At 66.6% G+C, this 15,909-nt stretch carries 16 protein-coding genes; 13 read left to right on the top strand and 3 right to left on the bottom strand.

Going from position 1 to position 15,909, the window contains the following annotated elements; translation table 11 throughout:
* Positions 1–168 precede the first annotated feature (168 nt).
* The 6 genes from ACSDR0_RS09535 to ACSDR0_RS09510 all read left to right on the top strand — a co-directional run bounded on the left by ACSDR0_RS09535 (position 169) and on the right by ACSDR0_RS09510 (position 7,018).
* Positions 169–3,480: an AAA family ATPase gene (locus tag ACSDR0_RS09535; RefSeq protein ID WP_435288395.1), complete on the top strand. Its 3,312-nt coding sequence runs from the start codon at positions 169–171 to the stop codon at positions 3,478–3,480.
* An 822-nt stretch (positions 3,481–4,302) separates the two neighbouring features.
* Positions 4,303–4,992: an alpha/beta fold hydrolase gene (locus ACSDR0_RS09530; protein ID WP_435288394.1), complete on the top strand. Its 690-nt coding sequence runs from the start codon at positions 4,303–4,305 to the stop codon at positions 4,990–4,992.
* Positions 4,993–5,162: 170 nt separating this feature from the next.
* Positions 5,163–5,669 carry a monooxygenase family protein gene (locus tag ACSDR0_RS09525; RefSeq protein ID WP_435288393.1) on the top strand — a complete coding sequence of 169 codons (507 nt, stop codon included), beginning with the start codon at positions 5,163–5,165 and terminating at the stop codon, positions 5,667–5,669.
* Positions 5,670–5,687: 18 nt separating this feature from the next.
* The gene (locus ACSDR0_RS09520) at positions 5,688–6,203 is read left to right on the top strand and encodes a hypothetical protein (RefSeq protein ID WP_435288392.1); all 516 of its coding nucleotides are present in this window, start codon (positions 5,688–5,690) and stop codon (positions 6,201–6,203) included.
* Positions 6,151–6,681 carry a hypothetical protein gene (locus tag ACSDR0_RS09515; protein WP_435288592.1) on the top strand — a complete coding sequence of 177 codons (531 nt, stop codon included), beginning with the start codon at positions 6,151–6,153 and terminating at the stop codon, positions 6,679–6,681. The genes ACSDR0_RS09520 and ACSDR0_RS09515 overlap by 53 nt, the downstream gene beginning before the upstream one ends.
* A gap of 133 nt (positions 6,682–6,814) precedes the next feature.
* Positions 6,815–7,018 carry a hypothetical protein gene (locus ACSDR0_RS09510; RefSeq protein WP_435288391.1) on the top strand — a complete coding sequence of 68 codons (204 nt, stop codon included), beginning with the start codon at positions 6,815–6,817 and terminating at the stop codon, positions 7,016–7,018.
* Positions 7,019–8,327: 1,309 nt separating this feature from the next.
* On the opposite strand, the gene ACSDR0_RS09505 is transcribed toward ACSDR0_RS09510, so the two are convergent.
* Positions 8,328–8,546, bottom strand: coding sequence for a hypothetical protein (locus tag ACSDR0_RS09505; protein ID WP_435288390.1), 219 nt, complete (start codon positions 8,544–8,546; stop codon positions 8,328–8,330).
* Between the two features lie 157 nt (positions 8,547–8,703).
* On the opposite strand from ACSDR0_RS09505, the gene ACSDR0_RS09500 reads away from it, so the two are divergent.
* The 4 genes from ACSDR0_RS09500 to ACSDR0_RS09485 all read left to right on the top strand — a co-directional run bounded on the left by ACSDR0_RS09500 (position 8,704) and on the right by ACSDR0_RS09485 (position 11,277).
* Positions 8,704–9,027, top strand: a complete 324-nt coding sequence (locus tag ACSDR0_RS09500) for a hypothetical protein (protein ID WP_435288389.1) — start codon at positions 8,704–8,706, stop codon at positions 9,025–9,027.
* 321 nt (positions 9,028–9,348) lie between these two features.
* Positions 9,349–9,588, top strand: coding sequence for a hypothetical protein (locus ACSDR0_RS09495; protein ID WP_435288388.1), 240 nt, complete (start codon positions 9,349–9,351; stop codon positions 9,586–9,588).
* A 51-nt stretch (positions 9,589–9,639) separates the two neighbouring features.
* A complete protein-coding gene (locus tag ACSDR0_RS09490) occupies positions 9,640–10,392 on the top strand; it encodes a hypothetical protein (protein ID WP_435288387.1) in 753 nt (250 codons plus the stop codon).
* A gap of 216 nt (positions 10,393–10,608) precedes the next feature.
* On the top strand, positions 10,609–11,277 hold the full coding sequence (locus tag ACSDR0_RS09485; protein ID WP_435288386.1) for a hypothetical protein: 669 nt from the start codon (positions 10,609–10,611) through the stop codon (positions 11,275–11,277).
* A 54-nt stretch (positions 11,278–11,331) separates the two neighbouring features.
* On the opposite strand, the gene ACSDR0_RS09480 is transcribed toward ACSDR0_RS09485, so the two are convergent.
* On the bottom strand, positions 11,332–11,694 hold the full coding sequence (locus tag ACSDR0_RS09480) for a nuclear transport factor 2 family protein (protein ID WP_435288385.1): 363 nt from the start codon (positions 11,692–11,694) through the stop codon (positions 11,332–11,334).
* A 142-nt stretch (positions 11,695–11,836) separates the two neighbouring features.
* Positions 11,837–12,856, bottom strand: coding sequence for a helix-turn-helix domain-containing protein (locus tag ACSDR0_RS09475; protein ID WP_435288384.1), 1,020 nt, complete (start codon positions 12,854–12,856; stop codon positions 11,837–11,839).
* Positions 12,857–12,926: 70 nt separating this feature from the next.
* On the opposite strand from ACSDR0_RS09475, the gene ACSDR0_RS09470 reads away from it, so the two are divergent.
* The 3 genes from ACSDR0_RS09470 (at position 12,927) to ACSDR0_RS09460 (ending at position 15,894) form a co-directional block, all read left to right on the top strand.
* Complete coding sequence (locus ACSDR0_RS09470; protein ID WP_435288383.1) at positions 12,927–13,661, top strand: saccharopine dehydrogenase NADP-binding domain-containing protein; 735 nt, start codon at positions 12,927–12,929, stop codon at positions 13,659–13,661.
* A 29-nt stretch (positions 13,662–13,690) separates the two neighbouring features.
* The gene (locus ACSDR0_RS09465) at positions 13,691–13,963 is read left to right on the top strand and encodes a hypothetical protein (protein ID WP_435288382.1); all 273 of its coding nucleotides are present in this window, start codon (positions 13,691–13,693) and stop codon (positions 13,961–13,963) included.
* Positions 13,964–14,640: 677 nt separating this feature from the next.
* Entirely contained in the window at positions 14,641–15,894 is a 1,254-nt protein-coding gene (locus ACSDR0_RS09460; protein WP_435288381.1) for a hypothetical protein, read from the top strand.
* Positions 15,895–15,909: the final 15 nt, after the last annotated feature.

The following is a 15,909-nucleotide window of genomic DNA, read 5'->3' as shown; positions in this document are numbered from 1 at the left end:
TCGCGCCCGCACGGCATCGAGTTCCTGGGGGTCGTCCTCCCTCACCCCCAAAGCAGGTAATACCGTCTCCTACCCGAGGTAACCAAGTCCCACTAGCCGGCAAAGTTGAATGGCCGAGGCCAGCGCGTAGCCTTTCCTCAACATCCACCCAGTCCGAGGAAGGGCTCGATGGCCGACGCCTCCCCCTCTCGACGAAGCGTCGGAACCGAACCGACGCTCGTCGTACCCGCTGCTGCCACCCCCGTGGCCCGTCAGGGAGATGGCGCCGCTTCGCTGACCGTCCAGGTCCTCGGTCCCCTACGGGTGTGGCGTGACGGCGTCGAGATCGATACCGGACCTCGGCAGCAGACCTACCTGCTGGCCCTGTTGCTGATGCGTGCGGGTCGACCGGTCAGCTCTTCTGAGCTTCTCGACCTCGTCTGGGACGACAACATGCCGACGTCGGCGATGAACATCGTACAAAAATATGTCGGGACGTTGCGACGGCTGCTCGAACCGGACCTGCCCGCGCGGGCGCCCGGCTCCTACCTGCACCGCCGCAGCGGCGGCTACCAGTTCGACGACAGCCGCGTGGCACTCGACCTGGCTGAATTCCGCCGGCTCCTCGGCCTCGCCCGCACCGCACGGAACGGTCACCGGTTCGAGGATGCAGCCGACGCTTACGAAGAGGCGCTATCGCGGTGGCGAGGGTCGGCGGGCGACGGGCTGGCCCTCAGCACCGCCGCCAGCCCGCTGTTCGCCTCGGTCAACCGTGAGCTGCTCGACGCCTGCGTCGAGGCCGCTCACGCCACCGTGCCGCGCGGTCATGCCAAACGCATCTTGCAATCGCTGCGCCTCGCCGCGTGGATCGCACCCATCGACGAGACCATTCAGGCGACGCTCATGACCACGCTGGCAGCGTTGGGACAGCAGGCGGAGGCCCTGTCGGTGTTCGACACGGTGCGAGCACGGCTGGCCGACGATCTGGGCATCGATCCCGGTCCAGTGCTCCGCGAGGCGCACCGGCACGTTCTCCAACAAGCCGAGGCTGTCTTCACACCACGCGTCACCGGCCTTCATCCGGAAGTAGCGCACTCCACGAGCGGAGCGCGAAAACCTTCCGGCAGCCGGTCCGATCGTCTTGTGGGTCGACAAGAGGAACTTGCCCTCCTCCGCCGTGTCGTCGACTCGGCCACCTTCGCCCGAGCGCAGATCGTACTCGTCGAGGGTCCACCAGGAGTGGGCAAGAGCCGGTTGCTTGCCGAAGTCACCGACGAGGCCGCCGCGAACGGTGCCTTCACCCTCTGGGGTCGATGCCACGACGGCGAAGGCGCCCCGTCGATGTGGCCTTGGGTCCAGATTGTCGAGGCCCTGATTGCGGCACTGCCGGAGGACGACCGGGCACGTTGGACCGCCGAACTCGGCGACCTGCTGCAGCACCCCGCACGCGATGCCGAAGTCCTGGCGCGGCCAGATGCCGGAGCGCAATTCCGTCTGTACAGCAACGTCGTCGCACTGTTCAGCGCAGCCGCTGCACGCCAGCCCTTGGTCGTTGTCGTGGATGACCTTCACTGGGCAGACCAGGCCTCGCTTCAGCTGTTCGCACACCTAGCCGAATCGCTCCCGGACAGGATCGTGCTGATGGGCACCTTACGCGGCCATGCACCGACGCCCAGCCAACACCTGCGGCGCATGTTGGCGGCGGTCGCGCGCCAGGACCGCCACCGACGCATCGCTCTTGGTCCCCTCGGCCCATCCGATGTCGCCGAGTTGGTCCACCAAGAGACCGGGCAGTCTCCGAGTCCCGGCGTCGCGCGGAGCATACAGGCCCGCACCGAAGGCAACCCCCTGTTCGTGCGCGAGCTCGCGAGATTCCTGGCCGAGGAGGACCACCTGTCTGACCAAGCGGCAGCCCAAGCCGCCGTCCCGTCGACGGTACGCGACATCGTCCGTGACCGGATGAGCAAGCTCGACGGCGGGGACCGTCGCCTCATCGAAATCGCGGCCCTGATGGGCCGCGACATCGACGCCCGCCTGTTGGCGAGCGCATCCGACCTCGACCCGTCGCAGTGTCTCACTCGCCTGGATACCCTTGAAGCGCTCGGCCTGGTCGAGGTGACCTCCGGCTCCCTGGGTGACTGGCGGTTCGTGCACGATCTCGTCCGCGAGTCAGTGGCCCGCTCGACGTCCCGATCAGATGCAAGCCACTTCCACCTGCACATCGCGGCCGCGCTCGCGCGGACCCAGGAACCGGCCGAGCGTCATGGTGAGGCACTCGCCCACCACCTGTGCTCGGCGGGCCCGCTCGCCGAGCCGGAGCAGACGGCGCAAGCACTCATTGTCGCGGCCCGCATTGCGGCAAGACGATCTGCTTACGAGACTGCGGAGAAGCACCTCGACACCGCGGCCCAAATCGCGCGCAGCGCCGGACTCCTCGGCCTTGAGCTGACCGCGCTCACTGAGCTGACTGCCGTCGCGGGTATCCACGCCGGCTTCGTCGGAGCCACCATGGACCATCTGGACCGCGCCGAGGAGGTCGCGCGGTCACTCGGCCAAGAACAGGAGGCCACCGGCTTCCTCTTCTCCCGGTTCCTGGCTCACGCCCAGGGCATCCAGCTCGACGCTGCTGGGCGCCTCGCGCGCCGGCTGCTGGATCACGGTAAGCGCTCCTCGGACCCTGTCGTCCAGGCTTCCGGCCATCACGCATGGGGAGTCCACCAGTGGAGTTCCGGCAACATCGGTGAGGCTTACCGGAACCTGAGCCGGTCCGATTCGCTCATCCGTGCCCAGCAAGACGCCGAGCCGCTGCGACACCGACTGCAGATGATGACGCCGGTCATGCTAGCGCTGAACACCGCGCTGCACGGCGATTTGGTCGCCGCGCGCCACCTTTTCGACGTGGTGGAGTTCGAGGCTGGCGACGACCCCTATGCCATCAGCATCTGGGGTTCGTTCGCCGTCACGGCGGCTGCCGCTGCGGGAGACTCCGCCTGGGCGCTGGGGGCGGCCGAGACGGCGATCAACGCTGACCCGGACTTCTCCTTCACGTTCTCCGGCAGCTACCCGCGCCTCGCGAGGCACTGGGCGAAAGCCATGTCCGGCGGTGACCCGGTCACGTCGGCCATGGAGATGGAGCGCATCATCGAGGCCAAACTGGTCGACCCACCTCGATCGAACCTGGCCACCTGGTACGCGCTCCTCGCCGAGATCCAGCTGTATGCCGACGGTGTTCCCGCCGCCGTGACCGCGTTGGACAAGGCCGAGATGTTCATCGACACCTACGGCGAACGGTATGCGGAGGGCTTGGTCCTCCTCATCCGCGCGAAGGCACTCCGCGCCGGCGGCGACCTCCCGTCAGCCGTCCGCACCGCCCACCGAGCGCTCATCCTCGCGCAGGAGCGCGGAGCCCACCTCTTCGCAGCGCGCGCCAACGGCTTGCTCGCCGAGCTCCCCTGCAGCGATCACGACGATGTTCTGGGCCTACACGCGGATCACGGCTAGCGCTGCGTTCCTCGACAAAGGTAGCGAATACAAGGTGGAGAACCCGAGGCTGTCGGGGCCTGCCCTTTCCTCCCGGGCCGGCGGGGATCTACGCCTCCGATGGGGAACGTCGCACTAGAAGGTTCGCAGTCTTGTCGGCATGATCTCGCCGACCTGTGGATGTCGTCGCCGGGCACCACCACGAACTATCACCGGGCCGAGCTCATTCGAGCTCGACCCGGTGATCAACCAGCCGAACCCGGCCGCCGTGAAGAACATGACAATGCCGAGCTTTTTGCCCGACCTCGGTGCAGGCCGTCGAGCCGATCACTCCGCCGCGCTCGCTACGGAACAGACGCCCGTCTTCCCCGGTCCCGTACTCGTCGATGTGTTGCCGCGGGATCTTGACGAGTTCGGTGGGATCGGGACCGGGCGCACGTCGTCACGACCACGATGCTTGAGCCCGCGTTCTTCGTGTGCGCTCCCGCTGCCCGTCCAGTGCGTGTCGACCTCTGGCCGGGAGAGATCGACGGTCAGCCGTCCCCGGCTCCTGAGCGGTAGCCGACAGTCCTGGAGCCGTAGACCGATGTACCCCGGTCTCCTCCGGACCGGCCGCGGTCGAGCTGGACTCGCCGGTCGGGAAGACCATGGCGTAGCCCCGTCACGCGAAGGCATGGCGTAATCCATCCGGCACGTCGCCGTCCGCGACCACCGGCCGTTCTACGGCGAAGCTGATGCGAGCCCCTCAACGATCGTCCGTGGCGTCGATCAACTAAATATTCACTGGTCGTCCAGTGACGCCAGCTAGTTTCACCGAAATAGCGCTGTCAAGGAGGAAACATCATGGGTTCCATCGCAGTCAACGTCGTGCTCGTACACGGCGCTTTCGCTGACGGGTCGGGCTGGCAGCCCGTCCATGACCTGCTCAAGCGGGACGGCTATCGGGTCAGCGTCGTCCAGAATCCCACGCTGTCGCTGGACGGAGACGCCGAGGCCACCCGGCTAATCCTGGACCGCCAGGACGGTCCCACCGTGCTCGTCGGACACTCCTACGGTGGCGCGGTCATCAGCGAGGCCGGGAACCACCCCCAGGTGTCGGCGCTGGTCTACGTCGCCGCGTTCGTGCCCGACAAGGGCGAGTCCGTGAACATGCTCATCGCCGACCCGCCGCCGGGCGCGCCGGTGGCGCCGATCCTGCCTCCAGTCGACGGGTTCCTCTTTCTCGACCGGGACAAGTTCCACACCGCCTTCGCAGGCGACCTGCCGGCCGCGCAGGCCGAGTTCCTCGCCGACTCGCAGGTGCCGTGGGGGGTCGGCGCACTCGGCGGCACCATCACCGAAGCCGCCTGGCGCACCAAGCCCAGCTGGTACATGGTCGCCACCGAGGACCGGATGATCCCGCCACCGGCTCAGCGGGCCATGTCCGAGCGCGCGGGCGCCACCGTGGCGGAAGTCGCCGGCAGCCACGCCATCTACATTTCCCAGCCGGAGGCCGTCACCGAGCTGATCAAGAAGGCGGCCGTCGGCGGCTGAGCGGAAGGCCCGCGGGAGGTCCGGTGGACACGCCCGTCCGTGTCCACCGGCTGTCGGGCCTTCTGCGCTCGCCTGCATCCCGAGCGGCCGACGGCGACGACCCGCCCACGCCGGCACATGACCTGCCTCCACACCAGCCCATGCGTAAGCCGAGCCATAAGGAGCATCGGATGCCAACCCGAGTGAACCGGCAGACCGTCGATCTGTCCGCCTATCCAGACCTCATCGTCATGTACCTCGGCATGCGGGTGAACCGCCTGTACGGGATCCGGACCTTCTTCAGCTTCGGCCGGAAGATCAGTGAGTCGGTCGCGGGCAAGCCGGACGGGCTGCTGCTGCACGAGCCCGTGTACTACTCGTTCTTCCCGATGAACATGGGGATGCGCCAGTACTGGCGGGACCTGCCCTCGCTGCTCGACTTCGCCCGGTCCGAGCCGCATCGACAGTGGTGGCTGGACTTCCTGCGGGACTCGGGCGGCACCGGTTTCTGGCACGAGACGTACTCGGTCAAGGGTGGCATGGAGGCCGTCTACGACGACGTGCCCAAGCCGCTCGGGTTCGGACGATTCGCTGGGATCCAGCGCGCTCGCGGACCCATGTTCGGTTCCGCGGCCCGCCTGCGACGCTCCGACGACGGCAGCCCGGTCCTGAGCGAGACGGACCTCTACGACTCCTAGCCGCTCGGGCCATCGTCGATGACCATAGGGGGTATACGTTCGGTTACACCGCCGGTCGGCAGATTCATGAGTACCCGCGAATGTTCGCCCACGTCGCTGGAGCGCCTCCTGGGTGGGCGTGCGGTGACCGCCTGGGCGGTGGAACCCAAGCTCGATGGCGTGGCCCTGGCCGCCCGTTACCGCAAAGGCCGACTGGTACAGCTGGTTACCCGGGGCGACGGGACAACTGATGAGGAGGTGTCCCACGCGATCGGAGACATCACCGGCCTTTCCGCGATCCTGACCGAGCCGATCACGGTCGAGGTCCGGGGTGGTCCTGCCCTCGTACTGTGGAGGTCTGACCCAAGGGGGACGGTCAGGGGAGGGCTTTTGTGGATCTTTGAACCCTGCCGAAGATCAGAAACCACAGGCCGACCGCGACGGTCACGTCCTGTAGGAACTCCTCACATAATGATCTCCCAGGGCGTCGCGACGGCATGGTGTGCCGATAGAGGACATCTACGAACTCGTGCTGTCGGTGGACATTCGTGCTGACGTGACCGACGACGAGCTCGCCGAGCTGCGATGGCATGTGGGGCAGGGGCCACGACCTGAGCGGCTGCCGATCGGCACTGACGGATACGTGGAGACCTATCCACTCGGTGATCCCGAGGACCCCGATTGCGGGTGGGAAGACGCGGAGGCGGAGCCCGTGTTCGCGCAGCGCGGCGCTGCCTGGTGGGTGGGGGGCGCGCTCGTCGCCGAGCTGGTCGCGCGAGAGCGATCGGACGGCTGGGCGCTGACGGTACGCCAGGAACTCCATCCCGACGACTTCTACCGGCTCCGGACACTGCTGGACTGGCTCGGCCGGTGCTCGGCCGGCGCGCATGCCGGCGGTGTCGAATCCTTCGTCGGCTACCTGCGCTTTCATGTGAGTGCTGAGATCGCGCCACTCATTCTCGTGAACGGGCGGATTCGCGTGCCGCAGGACATCGAATCGCATACCCCGCACTGGGAGGACGCCACGTCGTGACCGGCCCGGCCCCTGACATGATGGAGGAGACAGGTGATCACGAAGGATCCGCTGATTCGGGCCTGGATGAGCATGGTGCTCCTGGCTGGCGTTCGTGCTGAGCGTCGCTTTGGTGCTCACAGCCGGAGTCCATATGACCGACCGTGACGATCTGGAGAAGGCGAGGCGATCAGTCACCACGCCGGCCGGGGAAGACGGCACGTCGAATGCGAAGATCATCGACAAGGATCAGCGCGTCGAGGTTGACGAGGAGAGCCCGTTCTGGCCGCTGATCGAGGAGCTTCGAAGTGCCTCCCCTCAGAGCGATCCCACAGCCACGGATTCCAAGCAGGAGTGATCAGACCGGCTGCGAACGATCACCGGCCCCGGAGAGGTTACGGAACGATCATGTTCCTGGCGATCGTTGATCGAGAGATTCTCGCAGGTCAGAGCAGGTGTCTTGCCGGGTGAGCGATCGCTCTCCTGATCCGAAAATCGGACATTCGCCAGGCACGCGGCAGCGAACCTCAGTGGTGATGCGGAGCGGGTCATGCGGGCGGTAATGGTCAGGCGGCGGGTTCGAGGGTGACGCGGTAGCCGAGGGCTTCGAGCTCGCGAATGTGGTTGCGCTTCTTGCGGTCGGGGTTGGTGCGCCGGACACAGAAGTCGGCGCCCAGATCGATGAAGTGCGCCTCAGGGTCGGATAGCAGGTGCCAGATGATGACCAGGATGGAACGGCCGACCGCAACAAGGGCGCGGCTCCCAGCGTCCGACTAAAGCACGGCCTGAACGACCAAGGAGAGACGACGTCAGCGAGCAACCACCCCGATTTTCAGGCCCGAACGGCCTCCTCCGCCAGGGGAGATTGGAGACTAAAGCGGACGTCTTTTAAATCGGCCAGACGGGCCTGAAGGGGACTCTCTGAGAGGGTGGATGACCGTTCATCACGTCGCTCAGATCACCCTCGGTGAGATTGAGAGTGAAGGCGCTGCCTGCTTGTGAGGGTTCCCAGCCGTGGTCAAGGGCCCTCCGTATGGTCGCCGCCACGAGAGCCGGTCGTACGGTCATCGTTCGCTCCCCGAACCAGGCGTCCGGTCGGGAGCAGGGGAGCTCCGCCAGGAGAACCCGCCCTTGCCCCTCAGCCAGCTCCACCGCGTAGGTCAGTGATCCCCAGCTGTTTGCCTGAGAGTACGTGGGCTTGTGGCGGATCCGCCGGCGATAGGCCGTACCGTCGACGCTGATCATCCTGGAGCCCTTCTTGGGAATCGCCACAGAACGGTCTCCTGTCTTGTTCCGTCCCTGCTCCGTGAGAGCACCGAAGGCAGCAACAGGTGATGCGAGATGCTCGCCAACGTAGCCATCGCTCAGTCTCATGATCGAGTGGTTTTCGCACAGCCGAAGCTCTCCAGACCCAAGAACGCAGGGCACATCCAGGGCACATGAGCACGAGAAGCAGCACGAAACGGTGAGAACCAGCGAAAGCCAAAAGCCCAGCTCAGAACACCTTCTAGAAGATCACCGCAGGTCAGTCGTCATGACGGATCAGATCTCGATGTTCTAACGGCCGACTGAGTTTGGTCGGTTTCACCGACACCGTCGATCTGTCGGTGAGACCGCGAATGTGGATCCATGGTCGGTGGGGTGCGCGTCATGAATCCTGCACCGGCTTACGGCAGCAGTGTGAAGTGCCCGCCTTGCACGTTCCGCACCGCTCCGAAGTGACAGTGGTCGATGGTGGCGATTTCCTGGACGCCCAGTCTTTCCGCGACTGCGATCACGGCGGCGTCCACCGCCCCCAGAGGGAAGTTCGCGTACTTCACGACCAGGACTTTCATCCTGGCGATGTCAACGGTGGTCAGTGGCTCCATGGCCAGCTCGCCGTCCACGATGGACTGAAGAAAGTCGGCCTCCGCGACCGGTCCGATCCGTGACTCCAGCAGCCACCGGAGGTTCCGGTATCCGCCAAGTGGCCTATGACAAGATCACATTTCATTGGTCGGGCTACTCGCTCCCGCCTCCGCGTTCCTCGCGGAGGTGAGGCCGTTGGGGGAGATGATGAGGTACTTCCGGCGAGGGTGGGACGAGGACCGGGGAGATGAGTACGCGAGCTGGGGAACGTCCACGTTCTATCTGGCGCTCGACGATGAAGGGTACGCCCATGTGCAGGTCGAGGCTTACGCCGACGGCACGGTGATCGCTTATGACGCGAAGCACGACGAGGACCGGTACGGCGGCCTGACCTACGCTCAGTTGGATCTCGACGAGTTCGTTCCGTACGAGATCGGCGAGCGTGAGTTCTCCAAGGATTTGGGACGCCTACGCCCGATGAATCTACGGGCCGATCAATCGTGGCCGCCCGGTAGATGATGATGTTCTTGTTCCGTCGCTGTTCGCCCTTGCCGAAGCGCCGGTATTCCATGGTGTTCGACCACGCTAATGTCCCGCCATGACCGCAGCGAACGATCTCCTTCATCGGATCGAGACCACTCCGAAGCTGGCCGCCTTGCTGGTCTGGCCTGGTGACTTCGACATCGAGCGGCGTGACCCCGTCGAGGAACTGAGACTGCCTCCGGACTGCCCCTGGCGCCGATTGCCGGAGACGGTGGCGGCGGCACCTACTTCCTGTGTGGAACGCCCGGCACCGCGCGTCCGGTTCTGTACGCCGATTCCGAGGGCCATGCCACCGGGATGGCCGCCGACCTGGTGGAGGCACTCGCCCTGATCGCCGCGTACCCCTACCGGTGCGACCTGCTCGGCGGTCATTCGGCCGAGGAACTGGAAGAAGAACTGCGTCACGACCACCCCGACCACCCCGCCGCCCGCACCGAGCTCCTCAGCCTGCTCGGCGTTGTTCCGCCCGCGGTCGAGGAGGCGGTCACACGCCTATGCCGAGCCGGCGATCGTCCTTGCCTGTGGATCCGCCTCTGACCTCGAACGACACCGGCTGAACCACCTGAGGGAAACGTACGTTCTTGGGGCATGAGACTAAGGATTGTCCTGCTCGTGGCGTTGTTGTCCCTGGCTGCGGCCTGCGGAGGAGCGGAATCGGATATGTCGGCGACCTCCGCCGACGACGGGCCGGCGAAGCCGGTCGCCCTGTGGGGCGCCGAAGGCGGGTTCGTGACAGCGACCACGAACGTGCTGCGTCCGCCGAGAGTGGTGTTGTACAGCGACGGCCTGGTGATCGTTGACGCGAGCAGGCAGCTGAGGCTCACCGATGCCGAGGCGGCCGAGACGGTCGCGTCGATGGAGACGTACCTGACCGGGCAACCGCCGACCGCGACGCCCAGGCCGGGGGCGCCGATGGTGACGGACGTGCCGACCACCGTCCTCGGGGTACGGGGGAAGGACGGAAAGATGCTGGAGGTCCGGGCCCCGGCCCTGGACCAGGTCGCGGGCTTCTACCCGAAGGAGCTCTCGGACGCGAAGAAGCTGATGGAGGGCTTGGCGACCAGGGCCGCCGCCGCGGGCACCGACTACGTCGCCACCCGCGTCCGGATGGTCGCCGAAGGGGCCGCGTCGGCGGAGGGCAAGCCGGCGCCGTGGCCCGCGGGGGTCCCGGAGCCTTCGGGCGTGGTGGACCCGGTTTGGCAGAAGGACGTCGAGGGGGCGGCGGTGAGCGCGATCACCAAGGCGGTGCCTGCCGGGCAGGACCACGGCCGGTCACTCTTCAAGACCGGTTCGGGGACGCTCTTCGTGCTCTCCTGGCGGTACCTGCTGCCTGACGAATAGCAAGCTCCCATCCGCCGCACAGGTCGGTGGTCCTCGGCTCGGAAAGCCTGCTGGAAGATCACCGCAGGTCGGTCATCATGACGGATCGGATCTCGATGTTCCGAGCCGCCAGGTTCCCGACCTGTGGTGATCTCGACATGGGTCTCTCTCAGGGCACATCAAGATCTTTCCGAAACCCGGGACGATTCTGTCACCGGCGTTCGATTGGATGGGCGTATGACTGCTCACGATGTGGCCCGTCTGCTGCCCGGTGTCTCCGCGCTCCGTGACCTGTGCCGGTCCATGGCGGTGCTGGAGGCCGTCCTGAGCCCGGGCTGGGAGAGCCGTTACCACTCCTTCGACGCGAGCTGGAGCCCGGGGGAGGAGATGGCCTCGATGCGCGACGGCTCGGGAGACGAGTACTCCATCGTCTTCTCGGCGGCGGGTGCGTACATCCGCGGTTTCGACCACGAGGCGGTGATGAGTCCGTACGGCGACGACGGGCCGTGGCCGGGGGTGCTCGACTCGGTCCCCGAGGTCTTTCGCCACTGCGTCGAAGAGCCCGCGTTCTGCGACAAGGACGGCATGCCGGTCGTGACCGCCTGCCTGTGGCGCGAGGCCGGCGACGACCGCTGGCGGGCGGGTGAGATCGAATATCCGGACGGTGGGAGTGATCCCGACGGAGCGGCGTACCTGTTCGGGCTGCTCGTCGAGCCGTCCGCGGAGGCGTTCCGGGGGTTCGCCGAGGGCTATTACGAGGTTCCCGTGGACCTCGACGCGGTACGGCACGTCTATGCCCTGCGTCCGCTGACGCGGGCGGTGGTCACCGCGCTGAACGCCGACCTCACGCTGGAGGATCTCGCCGAGGACCTCGCGGCGTCCCGGTATCCGTCCGCCACCGGCTGAGAAGCCGGAAGACCGCTGCTCGCCGCACTACATGATCACTACTCGAACACGCGGTCAGACCATGTAGACGGGGGCGAGGCCGACGAATATGCGGTAGTCCGTGATCAGGCCGTCGTCGCGGGTGCGCCAGATCGACACGGCCACGACGCTTGCGTCCTTGCCGTCGAGCCGCCGGTAGGTCACCTCGGTCTCGGCGATGATGTCGGCGTCCACCTGCCAGTTCCTGACGATCCGGTGCCGCAGGCCGCCGATGGTGGAGAAGAACGCCCGCAACCCGGTGGCGATGGCCTCACGTCCCGTCATCGGCTCGGCGTTGCCGAACACCAGCGTGGCGTCCTCGGCCAGCAACCGTACGAACTCGTCGGGGTCGAACGAGTCGACTGTCTGGAAAACGCGTCGCACCACGTCGTCGGTCATGCCGATCCTTCCTCACGCGGCCGGGATCACTGGTGGGGACGATACGGGGCGAAGGACGACGCGCAACTATCGCCAAGGTGGGTATCGCGTCGCCGAGGATCTCCGTACAGGGCGGACGGGGCCCGGGCTCGGAAGCGGGTGGTCAGCCGCGTCCGCTCGGCCGCGCCGTCGCCTCCGGGCCCGTGCCGTCCACAGGCGGTCCGTCGGGTTGTCGTGGTGGGGTGCGGTGGTTGAGGAAGGTGCGCCGGTAGGTGTCCGGGGGCACGCCGAGGGCGCGGTGGAAGTGCCGGCGCAGGGTGGCCGCGGTGCCCATGCCGGTGCGGGCGGCGATGTGCTCGATGCTGTCGTCGGTGGTTTCGAGGAGTTCCTGGGCGCGGTGGATGCGCTGGGTGTGCAGCCAGCGCAGGGGGGTGATGCCGGTGGCGGCGGTGAAGTGCCGGGTCAGGTTGCGGGTGCTCATGTTCGCCTGGCGGGCCAGGTCGGGCACGGTCAGCGGCTGGTGCAGCCGCCCGATCGCCCAGTGCAGCAGTGCGGCGAGCGCGTGGCCGGCGTCGGCGGCTGCCGGGACGGCGACGAACTGGGCCTGCCCGCCGGCGCGCTGGGCGGGGACCACCAGGCGGCGGGCCAGCTCGTTGGCGATCGCCGCGCCGTAGTCGGTGGTGACGATGTGCAGGCACAGGTCCATCCCGGCGGCCTTGCCGGCCGAGGTCAGCACGCTTCCCTCGTCGACGTAGAGGACGCCCGGGTCGACCTGGACGCGGGGATGGCGGGCCGCGAGCACGGCGGTGTGCTCCCAGTGCGTGGTGGCGCGGCGGCCGTCCAGCACTCCGGCGGCGGCCAGCACGAACGCCCCGGTGCACAGTGACACGAGCCGGGCGCCGCGGTCATGGGCCGCGCGTACGGCGTCCACCAGGTCGGCAGGCAGGTCGGCCTCGACGTCGCCGCAGGCCGGGACGATGACGGTGTCCGCGTCCGCGATGGCGTCGAGCCCGTGGGGTGTGTCGATGCGCAGCCAGCCGCCGAGCCGGGCCTGGCGCGGGCCACAGACGCGGAAGTCGTACCACGGATCGGCCAGGCCGCGGTCGACGCCGAACACCTCGCAGGCCGCGGCGGCCCCGAACAGCATGGCCCCGTCGTAGAGCGCCAGCACCACAGACTTCACGTCCGAAAGTGTACGCATCTCGTCGTTTCAGCCACTCGTGATCGGCACCCACGGTCGTGATCATGATTGCATGAACAGACGACATCAGGCGATCGCGGTCTTCGGAGCCTACGGACACACCGCCGCCTTCGTCCTTGGCGAACTGCGCCGGCGCGGCCGCACTCCCATCCTGGTCGGCAGGGACGCGGCCAGGCTGCGCTCCGCCGCCCAGGCCCACCCCGGAGCACAGGTCTGGGTCGCGTCCGTCGAGGATCCCGCTTCCCTAGATCACGCGCTGTCAGGCGCGGCGGCGGTCATCAACTGCGCCGGTCCCTTCGCCGACACCGTGCCCCCCGTCGTCGACGCGGCGCTGCGCGCCGGCATCCCCTACCTGGACGTGGCCGCGGGGCAGGCCGTCACCTTGGAGACGTTCCAGCGGTGTGCCAGCCAGGCACGCGACGCCGGGGTGGTGGTCGCCCCGTCGATGGCGTTCTACGGCGGGCTGGGCGATTTGCTGGCCGGCGCGGCGATGGACGACTGGCCGGACGCGGACGACATCACGATCGCGATCGCGCTCGACAGCTGGCGGCCGACGGAGGGAACCCGTAAGACCGTGCGGCGCAACGCCGGCCGGCACCTGGTCTTCACCGGTGACAGGCTCACCCCGCCCACGGGCCCGCCGCGGACGGGCACCTGGCGGTTCCCGCCGCCGCTGGCCTCCAGGAGGTCACCGAGCTCTCCACGGCCGACCAGGTCACCGCCTCCCGCCACCTGCGGGTACCGGAGATCCGCGTCCTCATCAACCAGGCGCCCCTGCGCGACCTGAGCGATCCCGAGACGCCCCCGCCCACGGCGGTGGACGCCGACGGACGCTCGGCACAGACCTTTCTCGTCGACGTGGTCGCGCGCCGGGCTGGTGAGCAGCGCCGCGCGACGGCGTCTGGCCGTGACATCTACGCGGTCACCGCACCCATCGTGGTGGAGGCGGCCGTACGGATTCTCGATGGCCGGGCCCGCAGGGTCGGGGTGGCCGCCGCCGGAGAGCTCTTCGACGCCTCGGACTTCCTGCGGGCGCTGGATCCGGCCCACCTGACCTTCACCACACCTGACCGGCAGACCGTCGGGTAGCGAGGGCGGGCGCGCGTGCGCGGAAACGGTCTCCAGGCCGTGTGTCAGAAGGGTTCGCTGCTCGGGCCGCGACGCGCCGCTTCGGCCGGCTGAGTGTTCGTTGACCTCTGCGGGGGATCTGAGGCATGACCTTCCGCGGAAGGGCTCAAAGGGCGGTCGACCGCTGACCCTCATATCTACCGGCGGCTTTCACGCGGTGGAGTGCGGCGTCGACCGGCTCGAATGCCACCGGGCTGCGGCTGTTCGGTACGAAAAATCGCCGTGCGTCACCAGGCCGCACTCCACGTCATGGCGATCAACGAGTGGCTCCGACCAGAGCTGTGAAACGCGGCCCAGAGGTGTTTCCAGGTCCCTGCCATGTCATTTTTGAGGCGGACTGAGACCCTGACCGCCAATACGTCCTTTTCTGTGAGTGCAGCAGTCTGCCAATTGTGAGATTCGCTGCGGTGCGTCATCGGCATTATGTGGCAGGAAGCCAGGGGATATGGCATTCTTCCTTATTGTCGCGGAGTGGGGGCGGTACGCGGCGCCGCGTGTCTTTTTGTGAGCTGTCGGACAGTGTCGCCGCTATGACCATCTGTGCTTATACGGCTCGACGCCGAGGTCTCGCTCTGTCATTACCGGGCTTTTACCTGTCCTTTTCGATCCTCATGTCACCGTAAGGAAAAGATTTATCGATGTTCGTCCAAGGCTGGCGAGCCGGTATCGCGTTAATGATGCTGGCTGCCACAGCGATGGTCGGCCTCCCGCACAGTGATGCCGAGGCGGATACGCGGCTGGGTTTTCATGACAACTTCAACGGAGCCGTGGACAACGATCCGACCTACGGGCTCAACGACAATCTTGCCTCGCGGCAGTTAGGCTCTCCGCACACGGTTCCCTATCAGCGCGTCTCCGGTGTCTGGTATCCGGCGCCCGAACCGCGGCCCTGGTACTCGCAAGTGGGCCATTCCCGATTTCCGGACAGGCTGTCGCTCTGGCTCGGACACTCGGCGGTGCGTCTGGAGGCTCCCGTCCTGCCGGGCCCGGACGGGAGGGTGATCGCCCAAGTGTCCACCGACCCCGTCGTCGGGGAGGAGCAGAGCGGGAGCTGGGCATCCATGGTGCTCGCTCGAGACAACACAGGCTCTGGATACGTCTCCGATGCGAACAACGCTCTGGCAGTCGTGGTCAGGTCGAACGGCGGAATCCAGATCTTCGACCACGGCCAGATGATCGAGGAGCCCGAGGAGCGGGCGGTCCCGGACGCGAACGGCCGTTTCCGCATCGGCGTGACATCCGTTCCGGGCGAATCCGAGGTCAATGTCACCGTCAATTCCACCACGGTGGAGGTCGGTCTGAGCCGGCCTTTTCCTCACTCCAGCTGGCTCCACCTGGGAGCTTATCTGGCGAATGACAGTATGACCACGACATTCGACGACCTGGACCTTTCCGCGGTCGGCCTGTCGTCGGACACGGTGAGGATTCCCTGGCTGCGTCACTTCGGCTACTATGCGGCCCGGATCACCGAGAATATCGGTAACCATGTGCCGGAAGTGCGCGGCCGGTCTAATTCGAGCTGGGTTAACATCAGTGACTTTGCGCGTTATGCCCCGGAGGTCCTCGACGCCTGTGCACCTCAGTCGTGTGTGATCTACACCGGTCACGAGTTTTTCAAAGGCTGTAACACCGAGAACAGCCCGACCTGTGACCTCTACCCTAATTATCAGGAACGCTGGGACCGTCTGGCCGACATAGTCAGGCCGTACCTCACAAAGGTCGCTGCCTTCTATGTCCAGGACGAACCATTCCACCTTGGCGCTTCCGCTGAGGAAGTGGAAATCTCAGCTAAAACCATCAAACGAACCTTCCCTGACATTCCTGTCATGATGAGCCCTTTCCATCGTGACGACGCTGGTCACGATGGGTACGCGCAAAGCGGTGGCGGATGAGACGAGGCTCCCGAT

This window comes from Streptosporangium sp. G11 (assembly GCF_051192615.1).
Taxonomy (GTDB): Bacteria; Actinomycetota; Actinomycetes; order Streptosporangiales; family Streptosporangiaceae; genus Streptosporangium.
The sequence above is the reverse complement of the archived record's forward strand: the minus strand, read 5'-3'. Positions and strand labels throughout refer to the sequence as shown.

Coding starts and splice junctions, on each gene's coding strand:
- ACSDR0_RS09485 (WP_435288386.1), top strand. CDS start 10,609: ATGACTGCTCACGATGTGGCCCGTCTGCTGCCCGGTGTCTCCGCGCTC.
- ACSDR0_RS09480 (WP_435288385.1), bottom strand. CDS start 11,694: ATGACCGACGACGTGGTGCGACGCGTTTTCCAGACAGTCGACTCGTTC.
- ACSDR0_RS09525 (WP_435288393.1), top strand. CDS start 5,163: ATGCCAACCCGAGTGAACCGGCAGACCGTCGATCTGTCCGCCTATCCA.
- ACSDR0_RS09510 (WP_435288391.1), top strand. CDS start 6,815: ATGACCGACCGTGACGATCTGGAGAAGGCGAGGCGATCAGTCACCACG.
- ACSDR0_RS09520 (WP_435288392.1), top strand. CDS start 5,688: ATGACCATAGGGGGTATACGTTCGGTTACACCGCCGGTCGGCAGATTC.
- ACSDR0_RS09490 (WP_435288387.1), top strand. CDS start 9,640: ATGAGACTAAGGATTGTCCTGCTCGTGGCGTTGTTGTCCCTGGCTGCG.
- ACSDR0_RS09460 (WP_435288381.1), top strand. CDS start 14,641: ATGTTCGTCCAAGGCTGGCGAGCCGGTATCGCGTTAATGATGCTGGCT.
- ACSDR0_RS09495 (WP_435288388.1), top strand. CDS start 9,349: ATGGCCGCCGACCTGGTGGAGGCACTCGCCCTGATCGCCGCGTACCCC.
- ACSDR0_RS09530 (WP_435288394.1), top strand. CDS start 4,303: ATGGGTTCCATCGCAGTCAACGTCGTGCTCGTACACGGCGCTTTCGCT.
- ACSDR0_RS09470 (WP_435288383.1), top strand. CDS start 12,927: ATGAACAGACGACATCAGGCGATCGCGGTCTTCGGAGCCTACGGACAC.
- ACSDR0_RS09535 (WP_435288395.1), top strand. CDS start 169: ATGGCCGACGCCTCCCCCTCTCGACGAAGCGTCGGAACCGAACCGACG.